Source organism: Streptosporangium sp. NPDC087985 (assembly GCF_044741965.1).
GTDB lineage: Bacteria > Actinomycetota > Actinomycetes > Streptosporangiales > Streptosporangiaceae > Streptosporangium.
Genome location: NZ_JBIUTQ010000001.1, coordinates 515465 through 536047, shown reverse-complemented (window position 1 = coordinate 536047; position 20583 = coordinate 515465). Strand labels below are relative to the sequence as shown.

General features: G+C 66.2%; 18 protein-coding genes, 1 tRNA gene and 1 pseudogene. 13 read left to right on the top strand and 7 right to left on the bottom strand.

The annotated features are described in order from the left end of the window. The first annotated feature begins 130 nt into the window (after positions 1-130). From ACIN94_RS02640 to ACIN94_RS02625, 4 genes are all read left to right on the top strand, one after another. A complete protein-coding gene (locus ACIN94_RS02640; protein ID WP_400698596.1) occupies positions 131-790 on the top strand; it encodes a response regulator transcription factor in 660 nt (219 codons plus the stop codon). Next, positions 787-1974, top strand: coding sequence for a sensor histidine kinase (locus ACIN94_RS02635; protein WP_400698594.1), 1188 nt, complete (start codon positions 787-789; stop codon positions 1972-1974). Before ACIN94_RS02640 ends, ACIN94_RS02635 begins: the two co-directional genes overlap by 4 nt. A 441-nt stretch (positions 1975-2415) precedes the next feature. Next, complete coding sequence (locus ACIN94_RS02630; protein WP_400698591.1) at positions 2416-3696, top strand: sensor histidine kinase; 1281 nt, start codon at positions 2416-2418, stop codon at positions 3694-3696. Next, positions 3693-3944: a response regulator transcription factor gene (locus tag ACIN94_RS02625; protein WP_400698589.1), complete on the top strand. Its 252-nt coding sequence runs from the start codon at positions 3693-3695 to the stop codon at positions 3942-3944. The genes ACIN94_RS02630 and ACIN94_RS02625 overlap by 4 nt, the downstream gene beginning before the upstream one ends. A gap of 48 nt (positions 3945-3992) precedes the next feature. Here ACIN94_RS02625 and ACIN94_RS02620 read toward each other — a convergent pair whose 3' ends face one another. Further along, positions 3993-4790 carry a phosphatase PAP2 family protein gene (locus tag ACIN94_RS02620; RefSeq protein ID WP_400698586.1) on the bottom strand — a complete coding sequence of 266 codons (798 nt, stop codon included), beginning with the start codon at positions 4788-4790 and terminating at the stop codon, positions 3993-3995. Between the two features lie 415 nt (positions 4791-5205). On the opposite strand from ACIN94_RS02620, the gene ACIN94_RS02615 reads away from it, so the two are divergent. Next, complete coding sequence (locus ACIN94_RS02615; RefSeq protein ID WP_400698584.1) at positions 5206-5868, top strand: DUF4241 domain-containing protein; 663 nt, start codon at positions 5206-5208, stop codon at positions 5866-5868. A gap of 153 nt (positions 5869-6021) precedes the next feature. On the opposite strand, the gene ACIN94_RS02610 is transcribed toward ACIN94_RS02615, so the two are convergent. The 4 genes from ACIN94_RS02610 to ACIN94_RS02595 all read right to left on the bottom strand — a co-directional run bounded on the left by ACIN94_RS02610 (position 6022) and on the right by ACIN94_RS02595 (position 11888). Further along, positions 6022-6267: a DUF4328 domain-containing protein gene (locus tag ACIN94_RS02610; RefSeq protein WP_400698581.1), complete on the bottom strand. Its 246-nt coding sequence runs from the start codon at positions 6265-6267 to the stop codon at positions 6022-6024. Between the two features lie 575 nt (positions 6268-6842). Then, positions 6843-7664 (bottom strand): alpha/beta fold hydrolase, encoded by an 822-nt coding sequence (locus tag ACIN94_RS02605; RefSeq protein WP_400698578.1) that lies wholly within the window; start codon positions 7662-7664, stop codon positions 6843-6845. After that, positions 7664-9019, bottom strand: a complete 1356-nt coding sequence (iscB, locus tag ACIN94_RS02600; RefSeq protein ID WP_400698575.1) for an RNA-guided endonuclease IscB — start codon at positions 9017-9019, stop codon at positions 7664-7666. The genes ACIN94_RS02605 and iscB overlap by 1 nt, the downstream gene beginning before the upstream one ends. 1726 nt (positions 9020-10745) lie before the next feature. Continuing rightward, the gene (locus ACIN94_RS02595) at positions 10746-11888 is read right to left on the bottom strand and encodes a hypothetical protein (protein WP_400698573.1); all 1143 of its coding nucleotides are present in this window, start codon (positions 11886-11888) and stop codon (positions 10746-10748) included. A 178-nt stretch (positions 11889-12066) separates the two neighbouring features. Here ACIN94_RS02595 and ACIN94_RS02590 point away from each other — a divergent pair, with 178 nt between their 5' ends. From ACIN94_RS02590 to ACIN94_RS02575, 4 genes and pseudogenes are all read left to right on the top strand, one after another. Beyond that, on the top strand, positions 12067-12264 hold the full coding sequence (locus tag ACIN94_RS02590; protein ID WP_400698570.1) for a hypothetical protein: 198 nt from the start codon (positions 12067-12069) through the stop codon (positions 12262-12264). A 286-nt stretch (positions 12265-12550) separates the two neighbouring features. Then, positions 12551-12697 carry a hypothetical protein gene (locus tag ACIN94_RS02585; protein WP_400698567.1) on the top strand — a complete coding sequence of 49 codons (147 nt, stop codon included), beginning with the start codon at positions 12551-12553 and terminating at the stop codon, positions 12695-12697. A 796-nt stretch (positions 12698-13493) separates the two neighbouring features. After that, positions 13494-14534, top strand: a complete 1041-nt coding sequence (locus ACIN94_RS02580) for a trypsin-like serine peptidase (RefSeq protein ID WP_400698564.1) — start codon at positions 13494-13496, stop codon at positions 14532-14534. Positions 14535-14815: 281 nt separating this feature from the next. Then, positions 14816-15328: pseudogene (locus ACIN94_RS02575) on the top strand (S1 RNA-binding domain-containing protein); the annotation flags it as partial. 494 nt (positions 15329-15822) lie between these two features. Here the strand turns inward: ACIN94_RS02575 and ACIN94_RS02570 are convergent. Then, positions 15823-15904 (bottom strand) — tRNA-Tyr (locus tag ACIN94_RS02570). Between the two features lie 277 nt (positions 15905-16181). On the opposite strand from ACIN94_RS02570, the gene ACIN94_RS02565 reads away from it, so the two are divergent. From ACIN94_RS02565 to ACIN94_RS02550, 4 genes are all read left to right on the top strand, one after another. Next, entirely contained in the window at positions 16182-16676 is a 495-nt protein-coding gene (locus ACIN94_RS02565) for a YajQ family cyclic di-GMP-binding protein (protein ID WP_400698562.1), read from the top strand. Positions 16677-17011: 335 nt separating this feature from the next. Beyond that, complete coding sequence (locus ACIN94_RS02560) at positions 17012-17956, top strand: hypothetical protein (RefSeq protein WP_400698560.1); 945 nt, start codon at positions 17012-17014, stop codon at positions 17954-17956. A gap of 21 nt (positions 17957-17977) precedes the next feature. Continuing rightward, entirely contained in the window at positions 17978-18553 is a 576-nt protein-coding gene (locus ACIN94_RS02555) for a pyridoxamine 5'-phosphate oxidase family protein (RefSeq protein ID WP_400698558.1), read from the top strand. 223 nt (positions 18554-18776) lie between these two features. Further along, complete coding sequence (locus ACIN94_RS02550) at positions 18777-19685, top strand: WD40 repeat domain-containing protein (RefSeq protein ID WP_400698555.1); 909 nt, start codon at positions 18777-18779, stop codon at positions 19683-19685. A gap of 7 nt (positions 19686-19692) precedes the next feature. On the opposite strand, the gene htpX is transcribed toward ACIN94_RS02550, so the two are convergent. Beyond that, positions 19693-20544 (bottom strand): zinc metalloprotease HtpX, encoded by an 852-nt coding sequence (htpX, locus tag ACIN94_RS02545; RefSeq protein ID WP_400698552.1) that lies wholly within the window; start codon positions 20542-20544, stop codon positions 19693-19695. Positions 20545-20583: the final 39 nt, after the last annotated feature.

Genomic DNA, 20583 nt, shown 5'->3' with positions numbered 1-20583 from the left:
GATCCGAGCGCTGGGCACACTCAACGAGAACTCGTGTTCTCGGAAGGTTCAGAGATTCCATTACGTTCGCGTTACACCGCGTCTGGTGAGATTCCGCTGGTGGAGTACCAAGTCGGGGAAGGAGGCCGCCGTGCGCGTACTGATCGTGGAGGATGAGGTCTACCTCGGCGAGGCGATCCAGACAGGACTGCGACGAGAGACGATCGCCGCCGATCTCGTGCACGACGGCGAGACCGCGGTCGACGAGGTGAGCGCGAACGACTACGACGTCGTGGTGCTCGACCGCGACATTCCCGGCCTGCACGGCGACGACGTCTGCGCCTGGGTGGTCTCCAACCGCCCCGCCTGCCGGGTGCTGATGCTCACCGCCGCGAGCGGTCTCGGCGACAAGGTGAGCGGCTTCGAGCTCGGCGCCGACGACTACCTCGCGAAACCTTTCGACTTTCCCGAGTTGGTGATGCGGTTGCGGGCGCTCGAGCGGCGCCCGGCGCAGGGTCGCCCCCCGGTGGTTGAGAACGCTGGGGTGCGATTCGATCCGTTTCGGCGGGAGGTTTACCGAAACGGGCGGCTCGTGCGGTTGGCCCGCAAGGAGTTCGCGGTTCTCGATGTCCTGATGCGCGCCGACGGCGGGGTGGTCAGCGCCGAAACGCTCTTGGAGAAGGCCTGGGACGCCAATGCGGACCCCTTCACCAACTCGATCAGGGTGACGATCTCGAATCTCCGCAAGCGACTCGGGTCCCCGCCGGTGATCCATACGGTCCGCGGCAGCGGATACCGGTTCGGCGCATGAGCGCAGGGACGCGGCGGTTCACCCTCCGGGCTCGGCTCGCCGTCGCCTACGCGGTGCTGCTCTCGGTCACCGGCGCGCTCATGCTCGGGGTCGTGTACCTGTTCATGCGGTACGTGCCCTCCTACTCCTTCGAGCCGCTCGGGAGCCTCCGCGACCTCGAAGGGTTGGCCTCGTCACCGTCGGTGCCCGCTGATCCGGTTTACCCCATGTCGAACACCAATTCGACATTCATGGCACCCGTGGTCAGCAGCACCAACGACGTCTCCACGCTGCTCCTCGCGGTTTCGATCGGGGCCTTCGTCGTTCTCGCCGTGATCGGGGCCATCGCAGGATGGATCATCGCGGGCAGGATGCTGCGCCCGCTGCAGGCGATCAATCGCGTGGCCAAGAGCGCGGCGTCGGGCGACCTCGGACAACGCATCGGCAGTGATGGACCACGCGACGAACTGCACGATCTCTCCGAGACGCTCGACGACATGCTCTCGCGGTTGGAACGGTCCGTCGGCGAGCATCAGCGCTTCGCCGCGAACGCCTCCCACGAACTGCGCACTCCGATAGCGACCACACAGACCCTGCTCGATGTCGCGCTCGCCGCTCCAGACCTCGACCTGCCCACCCTGCGGCTGACAGCGGAACGGGTCCGCGAGATGAACCGGCGCAACCGTGAGACCGTCGAGGCGCTCTTGGCCCTGGCCGACGCAGACGGCGGACAGCTCCGCCGAGAACTGGTCCGAGTGGACGAGCTCGTCCACGACGCCCTGCTCATGGAGCAGTCCGCATCGGATGAGCTCGGCCTCACCGTCGAGGTCGCGGCCACGCCGGCGCCTGTGCTCGGCGATCCGGCACTTCTCCGGCAGGCCGTCGCCAATCTGGTGCAGAACGCGGTACGGCACAACGAACGCGACGGTCGCATCAGGATCGTGGTCGAACCATCATCGGCTCACGTCGTCCTCCGCATCGAGAACACCGGTGCGCCCCTGTCCGAGGACGTCGTCGCAACGCTGACCGAGCCGTTCGTCCGCGGCCAAGGCCGCGTGGCGGGCTCACGCAAGGGACACGGCCTAGGCCTGACCCTCGCACGGAGCGTGGCCGAGGCGCACCGTGCCCGCCTCATCGTCCAGGCCCGTGACGGAGGCGGACTCGTCGTCAAGGTCCGTTTCCGGGCCGCGCCGGAGAACGGATGACCCTCGGCGTGGAGCGCGGCTGCCGTGCCGAACATCGGACCGCACCCATTCTGACCATTCACCACCGCGCCCGTTCGGCAGGCTTGATCGGCGCGATGCTCGCACTCGATGCGAGATCGACGTCCATCAGCCTGAAGGCTTGGTGGGGGCCGCTGCTCAGATCAGGTCATGTGGTTTGGCTAGCCGTGCGGTACCGCGCGCCCTGACGGAGACGGAAAGGACGGCTACGGTGGCCCGTCGACGTATGACATTTGCCATGCGTAAGTCGTGCGGAACGCCGACGAAGCCATTACGGACGACACTGGGGAGCGAACCCGTGCGGCGGGAGTGTGGAGACATGACTCACGATCGCCCCGATTCTCCAACAGGTTCCTCACGTCCTGCCGGTTCGATCATCATGCTCATCCCCTGTGTCCTCCTCATCGTCATCACAGTGATCGTGTGGCTGCGCACGCGCCGCACCGGGCCCGCGCTGACGCCTACGAACTCATCCTCGCTCGAGGCTTCAGCGGCACAATGAGAGGCATTGGAGAGTGGCCGGTGGTGAGCGCACGCCGGTTCGAGAGCTACGTGCGCTGGTCGACATACACCGTCGTCTCCACCCCAATCTCCACTCTCCTCGGCGGCTTCGTCAGCGCCCAGCCGCTCACCACGGAGAACGTCGCCGTGGTGAGCGCTGTGGCCGTCGCCACGTTGGCACTGGTGTGTTGCAACATCGCGGTCAGCCGATGGAGCTTCAATGCCCTCGAAGGACGCGGCAAGCGCCTCCCGATCGCTCTCGTCGTCACGTGGCTGCTCCTGCTCGCCGCCGTCCTAGCGGCGACCGTCGTCCTCCCGATACCGGCCATGCGGGTGGCGGCGGCCGCTGCAATCGCCTCTGCGGCCGCGAGCATCGTCCCCATCCTCAACGCCCGCCGCACGCTACTTCTCAACGTCGCGATCCTCGTGCTTGCCATGCCCCTCGTGGCCGTCTTCCAGATCGCGTTGCTCGTGGTCTGCATGACGCTGGTCAGCGCCGTCCTGTGGATCTGTTGGTCCAGCGTGTGGATGCTGAGCGTCCTCCGCGAACTGCAGGACGCACACGAGGACCGTGCTGCACTCACCCTCGCAGAGGAACGCTTGCGCATCTCCCGCGACCTCCACGACGTGTTCGGCCGCACGCTCACCGCGATCGCCGTGAAGAGCGAGCTCGCCTCCGAGCTCATCCGCCGCGGCCGCGACGACCGCGCGGCCGCGGAACTGAGGGAGGTGCGACGGCTAGCCGACGAGTCGGGCACGGAGGTCCGCAGGGTCGTCCGAGGCGACCTCCAGACGACGTGGGAAGGCGAAGTCTCTGGCGCCCGCGCACTCCTGGGTTCGGCCGGCATCACCTGCACGGTCACCGGCGAAGCAGTACCAACGCCCTGCGCAGAGGCGCTTGCGTGGGTCGTCCGCGAAGGCATCACGAACGTCCTACGTCATTCCTCGGCGACACAGGTGACACTCACCACAACGATCGACGCTGGCGAGGTCCTCCTCACGATCGCGAACGACGGGGTCAGCGACAGCAGACCCGCCCAATCCACCACGGACGATTCCGCACCTTCGGACCCAAACGTCGGCACAGGGCTTCGGGCGATGTTCGACCGAATCCACGCAATCGGAGGGCGCGCCGAGACCCGACGGGACGGGAACTGGTTCCTGCTGGAAGCCGCCGTCCCCCTACCGAAAGAACGAGAATGATCCGCATCCTGATCGCTGACGACGAACACCTGATCCGCGAAGCGATCGCAGGTCTGCTCGAGCTCGAGGACGACTTCGAAATCGTCGGCCAGGTCGCCTCAGGCGACGAAGCGCTGAAGACCGCGCTGCGCCTGCGCCCCGACGTGGCTCTGCTCGATCTGCAGATGCCTTCACCCGACGGCATCGAGGTCGCCCGGCAGCTCACGAACCAGTTGCCGGAGAGCCTGTTCTTGAAACGGCGATCGTGAGCAAGCAGCCGGGCGGCACCGGTTTTCCCTGCGGCTGTCCGCAGGCGCTCAATCCCAAGCACGCCGGCGCTCGGCCAGGTGGCCCCACGCTGATACAACAGCGATGGAGACGATCAGCAACACGACGCTTCCGGCGATGTCGAGCACGTAGTGGTTCCCTGTGATGAGCACGACTGCGGCCATACCCAGCGGAAAGATCCACGACAGCAACGCCAATCGCGGATGGGAGGCCCGCAGCGCGTACCACACGGCATACGCGCACCACAACGACCATCCCACGTGCATGCTGGGCATCGCCGAATACAGGTTCTGGCCGTCCTCGATCTCTCGTGAGGCATGGCCGCCCAGGATGTCGTGCTCGGCAATGATGTCGACGACGCCCGGTAGGGCGAACCGCGGGGGCGACATGGACAGCGCCCAGAAGACGGGCAGCACGAGGACGGCCATCGCGATGAGGGTCCGGCGGACCTTGGCGTAGACATCGGCGTGCCGGACGAAGACCCACACCAGCACACCGATGATCGCGAGGTAGTACAGGCGGTAGTAGTACACCGCCGGTTGGATGAGGGCTGGATGCTCGGTCAGCCACTGGTTCGCCCTCAGTGCGATGTCCAGGTGGAGGGCCCGTTCTATGGATTGCAGGGCCAGAGCGTTGGCGGTGGCGGCTGCGACGTCCTTCCCGGCGGCGGCATGAAGCCGTGAGAAGAGCAGGATCACGAGCAGCAGACCGGCCACTTCGACGAGCGGGGCGGGGCGCCGCCCACCCATCCTCCCGACAAGTGCGGCTGAGCGGGCACGCGCCACCAGTCGCGATAACCGGCCGGCGGCCACCTCACGCGGGCTCACGCGGGTCACGCTAACTCACCCCGCTTCGGCATGGAAGATGTCACAGCCGATGAATGTGTTGCGGGCTGAAGGCCGGCCATGCCGGCGCGAGAACCACGGCGGATGGCGGCGTACAGCTCGATCTTCGACATGCTCGGAAGTCATGTCTCGATTCTTTCTGCGCGGAGCGGTGGCCGGCGATTGCGGGATTGTTCTGTGCGGCGGCGTGGCGCTCGGTCGGCCGTTTCTGCGGCTACGGCGCGGACGCGCTACGGCGATGCCCCGCGCGGCGCGCCGCGCGAGAACGGCCCCCAGGCCGCACGCGCAGCGCGGCGGCGCTGGCGCGGCCCTGCGGCACGGATCCTCGTCAGTCCGCATTGCGCATGATCGGCACGCCTTGCAAGATGTAGGGTCAACTCGCCCATGGAGGTCTTGTATGGCCCTGTCTCCGCCCGACTTCGAGTCCATGTTCCGGCCGGGAATGAGATATGGCTGGCCAAACGGCGGCTCGGTGGAGATCGAGGTTATGGATGTGGGCGTGGTGAATCTGGCCACCGGCCGGCTGGTCGTACGGGACAACGACTGGTGGGTCCCGGACTCCGAGCGTGATCGGGAAGCGTTCACCGAGGAGCTCTCTCCGGGGTGGTACCGCGTGGTGCTGTCGATGGTCGATTTCAACAAGCGCGGCGTCCGGCAGAGGGCTGCCGCGGCCAAGGTAGTGATCAGAGACGGACCGGTCGTCTCCTGGGAGATGGCGCTGCGCCCTGGACAGAACCCGTCAAAAATCGGGGAAGAGGAGTTCTTCGGATTCCACGTCGACAGCGGTCAGGGGTGCTTCCTGGACATCACGGCCCTATCCCTGCTGCATCGACTTCAGCAAGACCCACGCGCCGAGTTGGACGGGGCCCGAGAAGACGTCCTGCACTACGGCTGGGCCGAGATCACCGATACCGCATCCGGGCTGAACATCATCTTGTTCGACTGCGGGATGGGCGACGGCGCGTATCCAACATGGATCGGACGCTCGACGAGCGGTGAGCCGGTGTGCTTCATCAGCGACCTGGAGCTGTTGAGCCACAGCCTGGGACCGATCGGGTAGCGCCCCTGCGCACGCCTCCGCCTGCCGGATCATCCCGTCGCCGTTGCCCACCCGCGGGGGAAGCGGGCCAGGGGTGGGAGGCCGAGGCGGAGCTCTCACTGGTAGAACGACCTTTGTCGGTACGGGCCGACAACGTCAGGCGGTAATGAGCGACTACGAGGCCACGGCTCGGCGGTGGTCCTCCTGGAAGCAAGTGATCTTGATGACGACCATGGCGGCCAGCACGGCTGCGACGATCGATAGACCGATGCTCACGACGTCGACCCGCGCCGCGTCCCGCATCGACTGCAGGTCGCCCCTGAAGAGCATGCGGGCGACGATATTCGAGATCAACGCGCTGATCAGCCAGGCGCTCCACCAGGCCCAGACCAGGCCGGAGCGGGGGGCGGTCGCAATCACTCCCACGAGGGAATCAATGGCTAGCATCACGACGGCCACCATCGCTGAACCACGGATCGGACGCATGGGCACCGGCGGTGCTGTCGGGTACATGAGACTCCCCAAAAGGGACAGACAGGGGCGACAGTATTCCGATGCCCTTCCGGCTCCGACTGGCGGAGTCCCTGACCTGCAACCCTTCTGTGATCAATCATGCCGGGATCACGACCCGCCACACGCCGGTGGCCATTCGGCCAGCAGCCAGCATTGGGGCAGATCCGCCCGCGTGCACGCGGCGGGGCCCAGAGGCCCCGTTCCGGTTAACGGGATTGATCAGTCGCCACTGCTCCCGCTCCGTAGGTGGAGACGACGAGCTTGCAAGCGCTGTTGATCCGTTCGGCCAGCTCGCCGGTCCGGGCTCGGCCAGGTCGCTACGGAGATCTCGTAGGTGACTCGGCCGAGCAGCAGTGCATCGGACTCGGTGTACATTGCCGCGACGGTGGTTCCCATCTCTTCGTCGAGGTCGGGGAATGCCTACAGCTCCGGAGCCTCCACGACTCCGTTGGGCGATAGGAACAACACCGCGACGAGCTTTCTCATCGGCCTGTCAGGACCGCCTGCAGCCGGTCGGCGAAAGCCTTGGGATCACCCATGAAGCCACCGTGGTCGCCGGGGAACAGGACAGGTTCGATGCCCAGGGACGCGGCGAGCGCCTTCGAGGTCCGGTCGCAGAGCTGACCGGCTGACTGCTCTCCGATGCCGATCACGAGACGGGTGCTCCCCGTGCGCAGCGCGTCCAGATTGGGGACCCACTGGGTGGTGGGGCGCAGGGTGTGCAGGAAGAACCGCCGGTCTTCCGCAGCCTCCTTCTCGCCGCGTTCGGCGAACATCTGCTGGAACATCTCCTCCGGCATGGCCATCCCGGCGATCTCCATAAAGATCCGCCAGGCTCCCGTCGCGTCCCCGCCAAGATACGCGGCGATCATGTCCTCAGATCGGGCGATCAGTTCCTTGCGATCCTCCAGCACCTCACATAGCGGGGGTTCGTGCGCGATGACGGTGTGCGCCTGGCCGAGGTGGGCCTGAGCGAGGGCGAGTGCCGTCACCGCGCCGCCGCTGGAACCCAGCACGGCAGCCGGGCCGGCATCCACCTCGGTGATGAGGTGGGACAGGTCTGCGGCGCGTAGTTCCGGAGTGGAGTCCTGATCGGGGTCCTCGACCGGGCTCCGGCCCACGCCTCGCGGGTCGGTGGTAAGCACGGTGTGATCGGCGGCGAGCAGGTCGGCCAGCGGCGCGAACGGCCCGGCGTCCATTGGCGAGCCCACCAGCACGACCAGGGGTCCCTCGCCGCGGAGCTCGTAGTACAGCTGCGCACCAGGAACGTCCAGGGTTCGGGCAGTGACGGGAAGTGCAGTCATCAACTACCTCCAGCGTGGAGACCCGGTCCTTCAGGACCGGGAGGAAACGCGGCTCGGTGCCGCACTTCCGGGTGGGTGGTGTAGCCGTAGCCGTCGGCTCGCTGCAGCAGCCGGACGTGGCGGTGGTGGATGCCCTGCACCGTGCCGTGCCGGGTGGTGATGTTGAAACTGCCGGTGCTGCGGACCGCGACGCGGCCGCAGTGGACACCGGCCTTCTTGCCGCTCGGTACGACGGCGCGGACCAGGTCGCCGGTGGCGAACCCCTTGACCTGCTTGGTCCGGGGCAGCCGCAGCCGGGGAAAACCGTAGCGGTCGGTGCGGGTACGGCAGTAGGTGCCGCGCCCGGTCGCCGTGACCACCAGGACCGTCGACGGCCAGGCGGTGACGTTCTCCAGGGGGCCGACGTGCAACGCGTCAAGGGTGTGCGACTTCGGCGCTTGGGTGCGGGAGCGGTTCCACTTCGTACGGCCACCGGAGGCGGGGTGAACGGGCAGACCGGTCGCCTCCAGTGCCCGCCACAGCGCCCAACGGGTGGCGTTGACGGCGGCTGCGTCCCGCAGCGGAGCCTTCGCCTGCCGGAGGATCTTCGACAACAGCGCGGGCCTGCCCGTGAGGAATTCCTCCACCGGGGTGGCGTTCTTGCCTTGGTTGCACGGGATGCAGGCCAGGGTCAGGTTGCTGATCCGGTCCGAGCCGCCCCGGGAACGCGGGTGGAGGTGGTCGAGGTTCAACGGCACGTCCTGCTTGCCGCAGTACGCGCACACCCGGCCCCACGTGGCCAGCAGGTATTCGCGGACCTCGTACCCGGCGAGGGTGCCCTGCCGGTACTCCACCCCTTCGAGCGGTCGCCCGGCCGACAGGGCGTGGGTGTCGAAGGAGACCCGCTCCACGTGCACGGCGGCCACCGGCGCCCAGCGGGTGAGCCGGGTCACCCACGACAGGGTGGTGTCGACGCGGTGGCGAAGCGACGGCGCCAGCCACCCCTTCGGCTTGGTGCGGTTGGAGAAACGGGGAGCGCGGTAGCGCAGGTTTTTACTGCGGCGCCGACGCCGATACTGCGAACGGGCGGTGAGCTGGTCGCGGATCGCCCCGCCCCGGTGGTCGAGCTGGATCGCGTACCTGCCGGTCCGGCTCCCGTCGCGCTCGGTGAACACGGCCAGGCCGGTGTGCTTGGAGCCGGGGTCGATACCGACCGCGACACCTGCCACGACGCAATCAGCTGCCGTGCGGTCCTTCAGCCGGATAACGAACGGGGTATGCCGGCCAACCACAGCCCGGCCGGAACGCAGGAGTTTCCGCGCGTGGGCAGGGCTCGTGGGTTGCAACGGTTGGCCGTGCCTGTCCAGGACGAACACGACGGGGTGGGCTGGACTGCCCGCTCCCTTCCCCGCCGGAGCCGGGTCGGGGTGACGCCGAGTAGACCGGGTGCCGGTCTGCTCGATCTCCCCTCGCCCAGGTTGAACACCAGGTACCGCCGGGTGGCGGTGTCCGTGAGCCGTTTCGTGCCCACCCTCGGGCGTGTCTGCTCCCACGGATTCGAGAGCTTGGGGCTGAGGAAGCACCCCAAGGTCGGTCTGCGATCTTGTGTTCAACGTAGCCATCAAAATGCACCTCCTTGAGCTGATGGCCAGGGCTGGTCAACGCGGGGCTTCAAGGTGCATTACCGCACCTCAAGCCCCCTCCCTCAGGAGGGGGTCGTTGACCTCTACTCTCCATCTCTTCCTAGGTCTCTCACATGACGTCCGGGCACGACACGTCGACCCGCGCTAGATAGACCGAGCGCCCCACGGAAGTCCCTCCATTTACCTTCTTCCGTCCAGTGCTCGACGCAGCGCGCGCCGCAGGCGTCAAGGAAGCGGTTACGGCGGTGCCCAGGCAGCGTGAGGACCAACGCGCGGACGTCCTCAGTAAGTCCGAGAGTCATCCCCGTTCAAGCACCATCGTGAGCTCCATGCAAAGTTCTCGACTTAGTACTCGTCCACCAGGGCTTTCCAACCCTGGACACCGTCCTCATCCGGCGTCTCCGTCATCCTCCTCACATACCGCTGGTTACATGGGCACCACCGTACGGCGAGGCACCGACATTTTGCCTCCGGCGGGGGTCTCCGGCTCCGGGATGATCGCGATCGCCAGCGCTGAATGCCATATGAGTGGTTACGGCGGAGCCCGATCTCCCGTCTGCCGTCGTCCCAGGTCGAGCCAGGCAGACCAGGGGCGCCCTGCCCCTGGGGAAGATCAGTCAGGGAAGCTGTGCGCGTCCGCGCATGACGTAGAGCTTGATCGCGCGCCACAGGCGTGCCAGATCTCACGGGAAAGAGCGGGGAATCACGGGGACTCAGGGGGAGAACGAAGAAGGCCCCGCACCGCGTTTCCACTGGTGAGGGGCCTGTTTCTGCTGATGCGGCAGGTGCAAGACTTGAACCTGCGTAGGCTGAGCCGACGGTTTTACAGCGGATCGGCACCTCAGCGACGATCACACGTGTGACCTGCCGGAGGTTCTACTGACTGGGACCTACCTCTCAAGATCATCCCGCGCATATCCCGGATCTTGGAATCTCGGCGCAGCGGCCATGAGCCCGGTTCGCAACGCCCTCACCATCGTCGCGATGGTACGCGCCCACCGTTGATCGTTCCGAGCATATTCCGGATCATGAGCGCGCACATCCTCATGCCCGGAGTGGACAACGTCGGCACCGCCGGGCCGCTGAGCTCCACCGGCGCCGCCAGCGTCCTGGTCCGTCGCATCGCTCCACCGCCACGATGTGCGTGGTCAACCCCACGCGCAACATCACCAGCCTCGACATCACCTGGCACAACCCCGTCACCACCGTGGAGACAGCCGACCGACCATCACCGTCCTGGGCACCGGCACCGACCTGCGGATCCGCGTCGACACCAGCGCCAAGAACAGCGGCACCCACAAGATCACCATCGCGCTCCCGTAACGCAACGGCGAACTCCTCCGGCCGGAGTGTGGGTCTGGCCACGCCGAGTGGCCACCAGCCAAGCTCGACCCCGAGGCGATACCGAGCCGCACGAGCTGGTGACCAGGATCGTGGTCCCGGTGGCCGAGTGATGCCGCTATTCGATCGTGCAGAGCGTGCCTTCGGCCAGCACGTGCGCCGCCTTGATGCCGTCGGGCACGCCCGGAGCCTCCAGCCACTCCGGCTCCAGGCGGTCCGCCCAGTCGATGATCTCGGAGGCGAGGGCTAGCGCCTGCGCGTTGCGGCCGTGCACGAGTTCCACGGCGAGCCGCAGGTACGCACCCTGCTGCGTCCCGTCGTGCTCGGCGGCCAACGCAGCGATCCGGTCGGCGGCCCGCACGCCGTGCCCGGGATGCTGCGCGGCAAGGACGGCGAGCACGAATCGGATCCCCGGCGGCTCGGCATCCCACCGGTCTAGCAGCACCGGAACCTGGTCGCCGACGGTCCGGAACACCTCCTCGGCCCACGCACCCGGCTGGAGCGGCTCCTCCTCGTCCAGCGGGAGGTCGGCGAACGCGACCAGGTTGTCGTTGCGGCGGCCACCGGCGACCATCAGCCACAGGTAGAGGTCCCGGCGCTGCCGCGCGGGCACCACGTCGGCGATGATCAGCTCGGTGAGGAACGGCAGCGCGGGGGCGGTGGCCTCGTAGCAGTCGCCCTGGTGCAGCAGATCGTCGCCGAACAGTTCGTCGAGGACCTCGTCCCACTCCCCCGTGCCGTCCGCTAGCTCGCGCAGCAGGTCGGGGACGTCGGCGGCGGACCCGTGCGCGTGCTCCAGGTCGCCCCACGGCACGTCGTCGAGACCGGCCAACTCCACGATCCCCGGGGTGGCGAAGTCCGGTGTGAGCGCCAGTGGTTCCAGAGGTGGCGCCGGGACGACGGTGACCTCCGGGACCGGCGGACGCGCCTTTGTCCCCCTCACCTCGATCGGGGCGGTCCAGCTGCGATACTCGGCCATCCGGCTGACCTCGAACCGGCTGCCGCCACTGGGCCGGCCGCCGTGCGTCCGCGCGATCGCCGCGGCTTCCCGGCTCACCGCCTCGATCTGCCGGTGACCCACGGTGTCGACCGGGTAGGGGCCCTCGTCGAGCGCCATCACCAGCCAGCCGCCGTCCGGGTGCGGACGGGCGAAAACGCAGGGGAACCCGTACACCGCGAGCTGCTCGGCGAACGCCTGCGCGGCCGCCTCGTCGGGCACGACGAAGTCGTGCATCCCCGCCATCGCGCTCCAACCGGCCACGCGCTCGTCTCCGTCCTGCCGCTTCTGCTGTCCCCCTCCTGCCAGCCTGTCAGATCGGCCGACCTCGTTTTCCGCGGCTGCCCGACGTCCCGCGAAAGGTGACCTCCGATGACCGCGTTCGACGCCCCGCTCTACAACGCGACCCCGGCTTCTGCTGAGCCGGGGCGAGCCCGCCGTGATGATGGGCACCAAGGCCCGCGCCCACCCCATGTCGGCACTGGATCGGCTGGGCGTCACCGTCCGGGCGGGAGTTAGCGTGGTCAAGGTGCTGCCGGGCGGGGTGGAGCTGGAAGGAGGCGAGTTCGTCGCCGACCCTTCGAGCGCCGCGCTGGAGTCCCGCACTCAGGACAGCGCCGCGCATGCTCATCGGCGGTGACCAGGTCCACGATCGGGCCGTCCGGCCCGTCAGCAACCGCGGTGACGGCCAGGCCGTCAAGTCTCAGCAGACGGGCCGTACCGTTACCCATGGCCGTGGCTCTTCTGTTGTGATCAACTTTGTCTCGGCAACAATATGATCACCGATGGCCACGGGCCTCTTCGCATCAGGGTCCACTCGGGACAGCAGGCCGAGTCGGCCGACCCCCGCTAACTTCGTTGAGCCGTCATCCAACTGCCGACCTACGCTCCCGACCTCGATCCGGCGGAGGGCATCTGGTCGCTACTTGCCGCGGGGGCTGGCCAACCTCGCGGTGACCGGCCTGGACCAGCTGGTGCGGGTGATCAAGCGAGGGCTGAAGAAGATCCAGTACCGGTCGCATCTGATCGACGACTGCCTGGCCGAGACCGACCTGGTCCTCAAGCCGCTGTAACTTCACGGATTAAAGCTCAGCAGTACGTATAGCCTCTTTAATGCTTCCTTGCAAACTTCCTCATCAATCTTCGACACATTGTCGCTACTTACAATATCGAAGACTTTTTCTTGATGAATGCGGACGCATTCTGCCACGAACTCTGGAGTTCGAATCTCGTCCCCTCTTGTTACACCATGAAAGGAGACCAAGTGATTCATAAGAATACATCGCAGCACTGAGGCAAGATTGTGAACGCTCGATAGCATTTGGCTAGATATTCGCAGCACAAGGCGTTTTGATCGCAGGCTTTATGGTAGTACTTGGATTTCGCCAAAAATTCTAAGCCATCCAGTTCTTCACCGCGAAACAATCCGCCTAAGTCAAAGGAAAATGTACTAGTATTTCCCCATGAAAACTTCAATTTGGCTGCACCGACTGGGTTTACCCATGGGGCGCTCGCTCTTGCAGTAGCTTCAAGCCACTTCTTGGCACGGCGAGCACCTATGCGACCAGCTTCCTACACCTCCTCCTCTGTCATACTTTTGAACGTTACAGTCCGATGACCTTGCATGCACCTCTCTGATAGCTATCAATCGATATCCTCTGCCGTTTTGTTATGTACAAATTCGCCACAAACCAGACATGTACGCCTAATTTCTTCGTACACCGGACGTACGATCTCAATCGTTTCTTCACGGGACATCCTGCAAGCGTTACGATCTTCCTTCGGGTCGGCCGCGCTCATCAGCTGGGCCGATTTTCCATGCTGACGGGGGCAATGAAGGACGCCCTATGACTGGACGGGAGATCTGTTATGAGGCGCACACTGATCGCGTTAGGCATCGGCTTGGGTCTGCTGGGCTCCACTGTCGTCTCCGCACCGGCTCAGGCCGCGAGCGCGGCGACGGACCCTCTGGCCTCCACTGTGCCAGCCGCTCAGCAGGTCGCGGCGTTCTGGCTCGCCAACGGGGCCGCCAACCTGAAGAACGCCACACCCTACGCCGTGCAGACCGTGGTTCGCGGGAAACGCCTGTCCACCGCTGTCGTCCCGGACGGCAAGCCCGGCCTAATCGCGCCGGTGCAGGGCCCGCTCTCGCCGAAGGGGAAACTGCCCACGACCTCGGGCAAGGTGTTCTTCGTCGGTGCCGACGGTCAGCCCCACTGGTGTACGGGCACCGCCATGCAGTCGACCTACCGCAACCTCGTCGCCACGGCCAGTCACTGCGTGTACGACACCCAGCGCGCCGGCGCCACGCTCGACAAGTGGGTCTTCGTTCCCGGCTACTCCGAGGGCACCACCCCGTGGGGCCTGTACGTCGGAAAGCAGGCCGTCACCCATTACGACTTCGTCGCGTACGCGGACTACGACCGCGACTACGCCTTCGTGAACGTGTACAACGGCGTCGTCTCGTCTTCCTCTGACGTGCTGACCGACACCGGGAGGCTGGTCGACAACGTCGGCGGGCAGGGCCTCACCTACAACCAGAAGACGACCTCCTCGGTCGACGTCTTCGGCTACCCGGCCGGCCCCAACCCCGACGGAACCCGGCCCTACACAGGCCAGACCCTCGAATGGAGCTACGGCAAGACCTTCACCGCCCTGGCTCCGGCCATCAAGGGCGAAGAGCTCACCGGCGTCGACTCCCCGTTCACCGGTGAAGGCTCCCTCGGCTCCTCCTGGCTGTACCGCTACAGCAGCAACAGCCGCACCGGCTACCTCAACGGCATCACGATCAGCGTCTCCGACACCGACGGCGACAACCGCTACGACACCAGCGTCTCCCCGTACTTCGACAGCGAGACGTACGCGGTCTACTCCGCCGCCGTCAACCTCTGGACCGGCTCCATCGCATAGACGGCCGCCGCACACTGCCGCACCCGCCTACCCGGGCGGGTGCGGCAGGGCCCCTCATTCGCTGAAGCGGGCCAGATGGCCCCGCACCCTGGGCCTGGTGCCGAATACGTGCCGAAACTCCTATCGGGAAACACGTTTCTGCTGATCAGAGAGCTTTCGTGGTAGGGCTGTAAAACCATCGGCTATGAGAAGAGCCTGGCGGATCTCGCGGCAATGGATCGTTTCCCAGCGCTATGTTCACCGGCCTAGTGCCAGGGGTGGGAGGGGCCGCTGTCATGACAGAGAAGGCGAGAAGTGACGCCCGCCGGACCTTCCTTGACACGCTGCAGAATGGTCAGGTCCGCAAGGGCATCGTGTCCTCAGTTGTTGACTTCGGTGCGTTCGTAGATCTTGGTGGCGCGGATGGACTGGTAAGCGTCCCTAACCTGTCCTGGAGGCGCTTCGACCATCCGTCCGAGGTTGTGCAGGTGGGGCTGGAGATCACCGTCACGGTTCTGCACGTGGATTTGGAGCGTGAGCAGGTCGCCCTGTCACTCAAGGCCCTGCAACCAGACCCGTTGCAGCAGTTCGCCCGCACCCAGCTCGGCCGTATCCTTCCTGGACGCGTCACCAAGGTCACCCCGATCGGAGTGTTCGTCGGCGTCCAGGAAGGTGTGGAGGGACTGGTGCCCATCTCCGAATTCACAGCGCACAACATCGATGACCCCGAGCAGGTACTGCAGCTCGGTGACGAGGTTGTCGTCCAGGTCATCGATATCAACATCGACACGCGCCGCGTCAGCTTCGCCCTCCAGGCGGGCAAAGGCCCTATCGCCACGTGAAACGCAGCGCTCTTGAAAACTGCCATGCCTGCGATAGGGACGCTCGGATCCAAGATGATCGCCAACACGAGACCGCGGAGTCGTAAGTGGCCGAGGGGTGCCTAATCGTCCCGCCCGCCACGACCCAGGCGAGCCCAGCAGACCGGTTCCTCCGGCTCAAGCCCGTCCCTGACCGTTGGCATCCGATGGCCGAGGAACGGCACCAGGTCGAGGGACACGCGAAGACGAGCATGATCCTCCGTCGCCGGCCCGCTGCCCCTTCGGGGTGGGATGAGGCAGACGGGAAGATCAGGCAGGGGGACAAGTGCGTGTCCGCACGGGGATTAATCCTTGATCACGTGCCCCGAGCGTGCCCTAAGCCAGGGTCAGTCAGGGGGAATCACGGGGAATCACGGGGACTCACGGGCGAGCAACGAAGAAGGCCCCGCACCGCGTTTCCGCTGATGAGGGGCCTCTTTCTGCTGGTGTGGCAGGTGCAGGACTTGAACCTGCGTAGGCTGAGCCGACGGTTTTACAGACCGCTCCCTTTGACCACTCGGGCAACCTGCCGCGTCATCCGCTCGAGGCGGCGACAGGGAAAAGAATAGCGGACTTCCGGGCGGGACGTGACATCGACGGAGGCCACCCGCCGGTATCCGGCCGTACCAGGACTTTCGGGCGACGCGCATGCCGGGTTCTCTCGCATCGGAAGCGAGGATGGGCGCCGGGCAGCGGAGGCTTCTCGCCTGCTTCGACACCACCGACGGAGCGTTGACAGTCACGTTCCTCATGAGCCGACAGGCGAAGCGCTAGGGTCGGCATGAAAGCTAGAAAGGATAGTCGACGCATGGCCGACAGCAGTTTTGACATCGTCAGCAAGATCGACCATCAGGAGGCCGACAACGCGCTGAACCAGACGGTCAAGGAGGTCGGGCACCGCTTCGACTTCAAGGGCACCGGCGCCACCATCGCCTGGTCGGGCGGCCAGAAGGCCGTCGAGATCAAGGCCAACAGCGAGGAACGCGTCAATGCCGTCCTTGACGTGTTCAAGGACAAGCTGATCAAGCGAGGGCTCTCGCTCAAGATCCTGGATGCGGATGAGCCCAAGCTGTCCGGCAAGGAATACCGCCTCGTGGTCACCCTCAAGGAGGGCATCGACCAGGAGCACGCCAAGAAAATCTCGAAGATCATCCGGGATGAGGGGCCCAAGGGGGTCAAGGCCCAGATCCAGGGTGAGGAACTGCGGGTGAGTTCCAAGAAGAGGGACGAACTGCAGGAGGTCATCGCCCTGCTCAAGGGCAAGGACCTGGAGATCGCCCTCCAGTTCACGAACTACCGCTAGCAGACGGACAGTCAGGACCCCGCTGCGGCTCAGGGTCCAGTCCGCCGCAGAGGCACATGCGGGGCACACGGCCGAAGACACGCGTCTTCGCCTGTGCCCACGCTTCTTCAGGGCTCCAGCACGGCGCGGAGACCGGATCCCGCGGTAGGTGGAGACGGCTCCGGAGCCTCCCGTGGAGGGCCGGCCCCTGTCCGGGTCGAGCCGCCTGGCGAATGTGGCCGATCCGTGACGCAACCTTTCGCATCTGTCCCGCATCTATCCAGATGACGAAAGGAAAACCGGTGAAGCCCTTACGAGTATGTGCCGCACTCGCGGCAGCGGCAGCGGCAGCGGCCATGATCGCGACTCCGGCGGATGCGAAGACGGGAGCCGCATCCGACGACTCCGTCCGGTACGCCTGGCTCAAGAGCTGCCCCGAGAAGGAATACAGGATCCCCTGTGGCAAGTGGACGCTGACCATGCGCAGCGGGAAGGTCATCAAGCTGGCCGACGCGCGGGTCAATCCCAAGCAGGCCAATGGCAAGGTGGACGAGGGGGCCGGCGCCCCGTTCAGGGTCAGCGGTGACGGCCGGTCCGTGAGCTACATCAAGGGTGACAAGCTCGTCATCCGCGATGTGAACAGCGGAAAGGTCCGCCCGCTCCCCGGTAAGGCGGCCGATCTGCCCAGAGGGCTCAGCCAGAATGACGTGGAAACCGTGCTCTCCCCCGACGGCTCGATCGCCGTGGTCGACTACTCCGACGACGCCGAGAAGCTGCCGAGCCTGGTCGCCAACCTGAAGACCGGCAAGGTGACGGAGCTGCCGTCGAAGAACGAGGTGATGAGCTTCAGCCCCGACGGGCAGCACCTGCTGACCGGCCGGTTCACCGATGACAACACCACCGAGTTCGCGGTCTTCGACGCCGACGGCCACAAGACGTCGAGCCGGGTCGTCCCGCAGATCGTGTCCAACAACACGCCGATCGCGCTGGCCGACGACGGGACCACCGTCGCCCTGGTCGTCTCCGGCGGGTCGAACCGGCCCCGCCTGCACATCTACGACCTGTCCTCCGACACCGTCTCCGACGCGGTCGCTCTCGGTATACCCAAGAACGAGAGCGCGCAGCGTCTCTACTGGGACGCTGCCGGCACCATGACACTCTGGACCAGCAGAAGCGACAAGGATGGCGACATCTTCTCCGCGGTGAAGCGGACGGTGAACGCCGGGACCGGAACCACGCACAGGCTGGACTCCTTCAAGGTCAGGACCGACTCGTGGATCTGGTGGCTGCCCGGCGAGTGATGGTGATCTATCTTTCCTTTTATGGGGAAAATTCATGACAAGATCGACGATCGGCTGCGTCAGTTCATCGAGGCGCAGCCGGTCTACTTCGTCGCGACCGCTCCCGAGCAGGGTGGTCATGTCAACGTCTCCCCCAAGGGATACGCCGACACCTTCGCCATCCTCGACGACACCACGATCGCCTACCTCGACCTGGACGGTAGCGGCGTGGAGACGATCTCCCATCTCCGCCAGAACGGCCGCATCACCGTCATGTTCTGCGCCTTCTCCGGCCCGCCCAACATTCTCCGTCTGTACGGCACCGGGCGGGTCGTCGTCCCGGGCAACCCCGACTTCCCCGACCTGATCAAGCGCTTCGGCCCGCACCCCGGCGTCCGGTCGATCATCGTCGTCGACTGCGACCGCATCTCCGACTCCTGCGGTTTCTCCGTCCCGTTCATGTCCTTCGACAAGGACCGGACCCTGCTGGACGAGTGGACGGGCCGTAAGGACGTCCAGCAGAAGCGCACCTACCGTGCCAAGAACAACCGCCAGAGCATCGACGGCATCCCCGGCCTCGCCCCGGAGGAGACCGACCCCGTCACCTGGTCTTCCTGAAGGTCCCGCCTCCTCGCACTCACCGGTGGGGGTAGTCCGCGAACGGGCCACGTATCCGCCCAGAAACATGATCATTTCCGGCATGATCCAATGAAGGCACGGAAATACCTCCCGGCATGCTTCTTGATGACACTGGCGGTCATACCGGGGAAAAGCCTTCTATGGCGCGTACAGTGGCCCGTACGCGCCGGTCCCCCTGTCGATGAGTTCAGGGGGTCCCACGTTGAGGGTGTTCCGCCGGTCGGCCCTTCTCATCGGTGTGCTCGTCGTGGTCATGGGATCAGGGGCTCCGGTGGAGGCGGACATGGCGGTGGAGGCCACGGGGCCTTCAGTCCGCTATGCGGGGATGGACGGCTGTGTCTGCGCCCCCTGGACGCTCTGGACCTGGGGCGGTCAGGTGATCAAGCTCACCGACGCCCGGGTGTTCGCCGGGAAGGCCGGTAAGCAACCGGCGCCGCTCGCCCTGTCTCCCGACGGGGGGTATATCGCCTACTTCCGGCGGGAGGACGGGGCACTCGTCATCCGGGACATGTCCACCGGAGGGGTGCGCGAGGTCCCTGGGGTGCAGTGGTCGCGCCAGCTGCGCTCCACGCGGATCGACCTCGCCCCCGCCGGGCGTTACGTGGTTCTGGGCAGCGGGCAGGCCGACAGGGTCCTCAACGCGCGGAACGGGAGGAGCTCGGCGGTGCCGCCGGGACTGCGGCCGTGGAGCTTCAGTCCCGACGCCAAGCTGATGCTCGCCGTCGACGACGAGTTCAGGGCCGGGATCTACTCGACGGCCACCCTGGCCGAGAAGGGACGCGTCCCCGTAGGAGGTGCGCTCAGCCCGGACGGTACGACCGTCGCCTACTTCACCTCCGACGACTCGGCCATCGGCCTGTGGAACGTGGCGGCGGGGAGATCGGGCGCACGGCAGCCGATCGCGCTCCCCGCCGCGAAGATCCCCATCCGGCTCCGCTGGGACGGCGACGGCCACCTCGACCTGCAGATGGTCGAGGCGGCCGGCAACGGGGACAATGCCGTCTACAGCTGGTATCGGCTGGACCAGGGGTCGGGCGTTGCCCAGCCGGTGGACACCTTCACCGTGCCCGACTCCGTCCGCAACCCGATCGTCTCCGGGCTCAGTCCCTGACCTGAGGTCAGCGGCGGTAACCGGCCATCCGCTCCAGCCGGGCGACGCGCTCGGCGGTGGGCGGGTGGGTGGAGAACAGCCGGCCGATCCCGGCACCGCGGAAAGGATTGGCGATCATGAGGTGCGAGGCGGAGGCGAGGCGGCCGTTCTCGGGGAGCGGCAGTTGCCGGGTGCCCATCTCGATCTTCCTCAGTGCCGACGCGAGGGCCAGCGGATCACCGGTCAGCCGGGCCCCGGACTCGTCCGCCTGATACTCGCGGGAGCGGGAGATGGCCATCTGGATCATCCCGGCGGCGACCGGGCCGAGCACCATCATGAGCAGGACGCCGATGAAACCGGGGCCCTCGTCGTCGTCCCCGCCGCCGAAGAGCAGGCCGACGTATCCGAGGTAAGTGATCATCGTGGCAAGCGCGCCCGCCACCGAGGAGATCAGGATGTCCCGGTTGTAGACATGGGACAGCTCGTGCCCGATGACCCCGCGCAGCTCGCGCTCGTCGAGGAGCTGGGTGATGCCGTAGGTCACGCAGACCGCGGCGTTGCGGGGGTTGCGGCCTGTGGCGAAGGCGTTGGGCTGCATGGTCGGCGAGACGTACAGCCGGGGCATGGGCTGGCGGGCCTCGGTGGAGAGCTGGCGCACGATCCGGTAGAGGGTGGGCTGCTCGACCTCGCCCACCGGCCGGGCGCGCATGGCGGACAGGGCGATCCGGTCGGAGAAGAAGTAGGCGACGCCGTTGGTCCCCAGCGCGATCAGAACCGCGATCTGCACGCCCGCGCCGCCGCCCAGCCATGCCCCCACCGCGATGATCACCGCGGACAGTGCGCCGAGAAGGACCGCGGTACGCAGACCGTTGTGGTGCACTGCACCCCCCTTTCGGTTGATGCCGATTCACCAGTGACA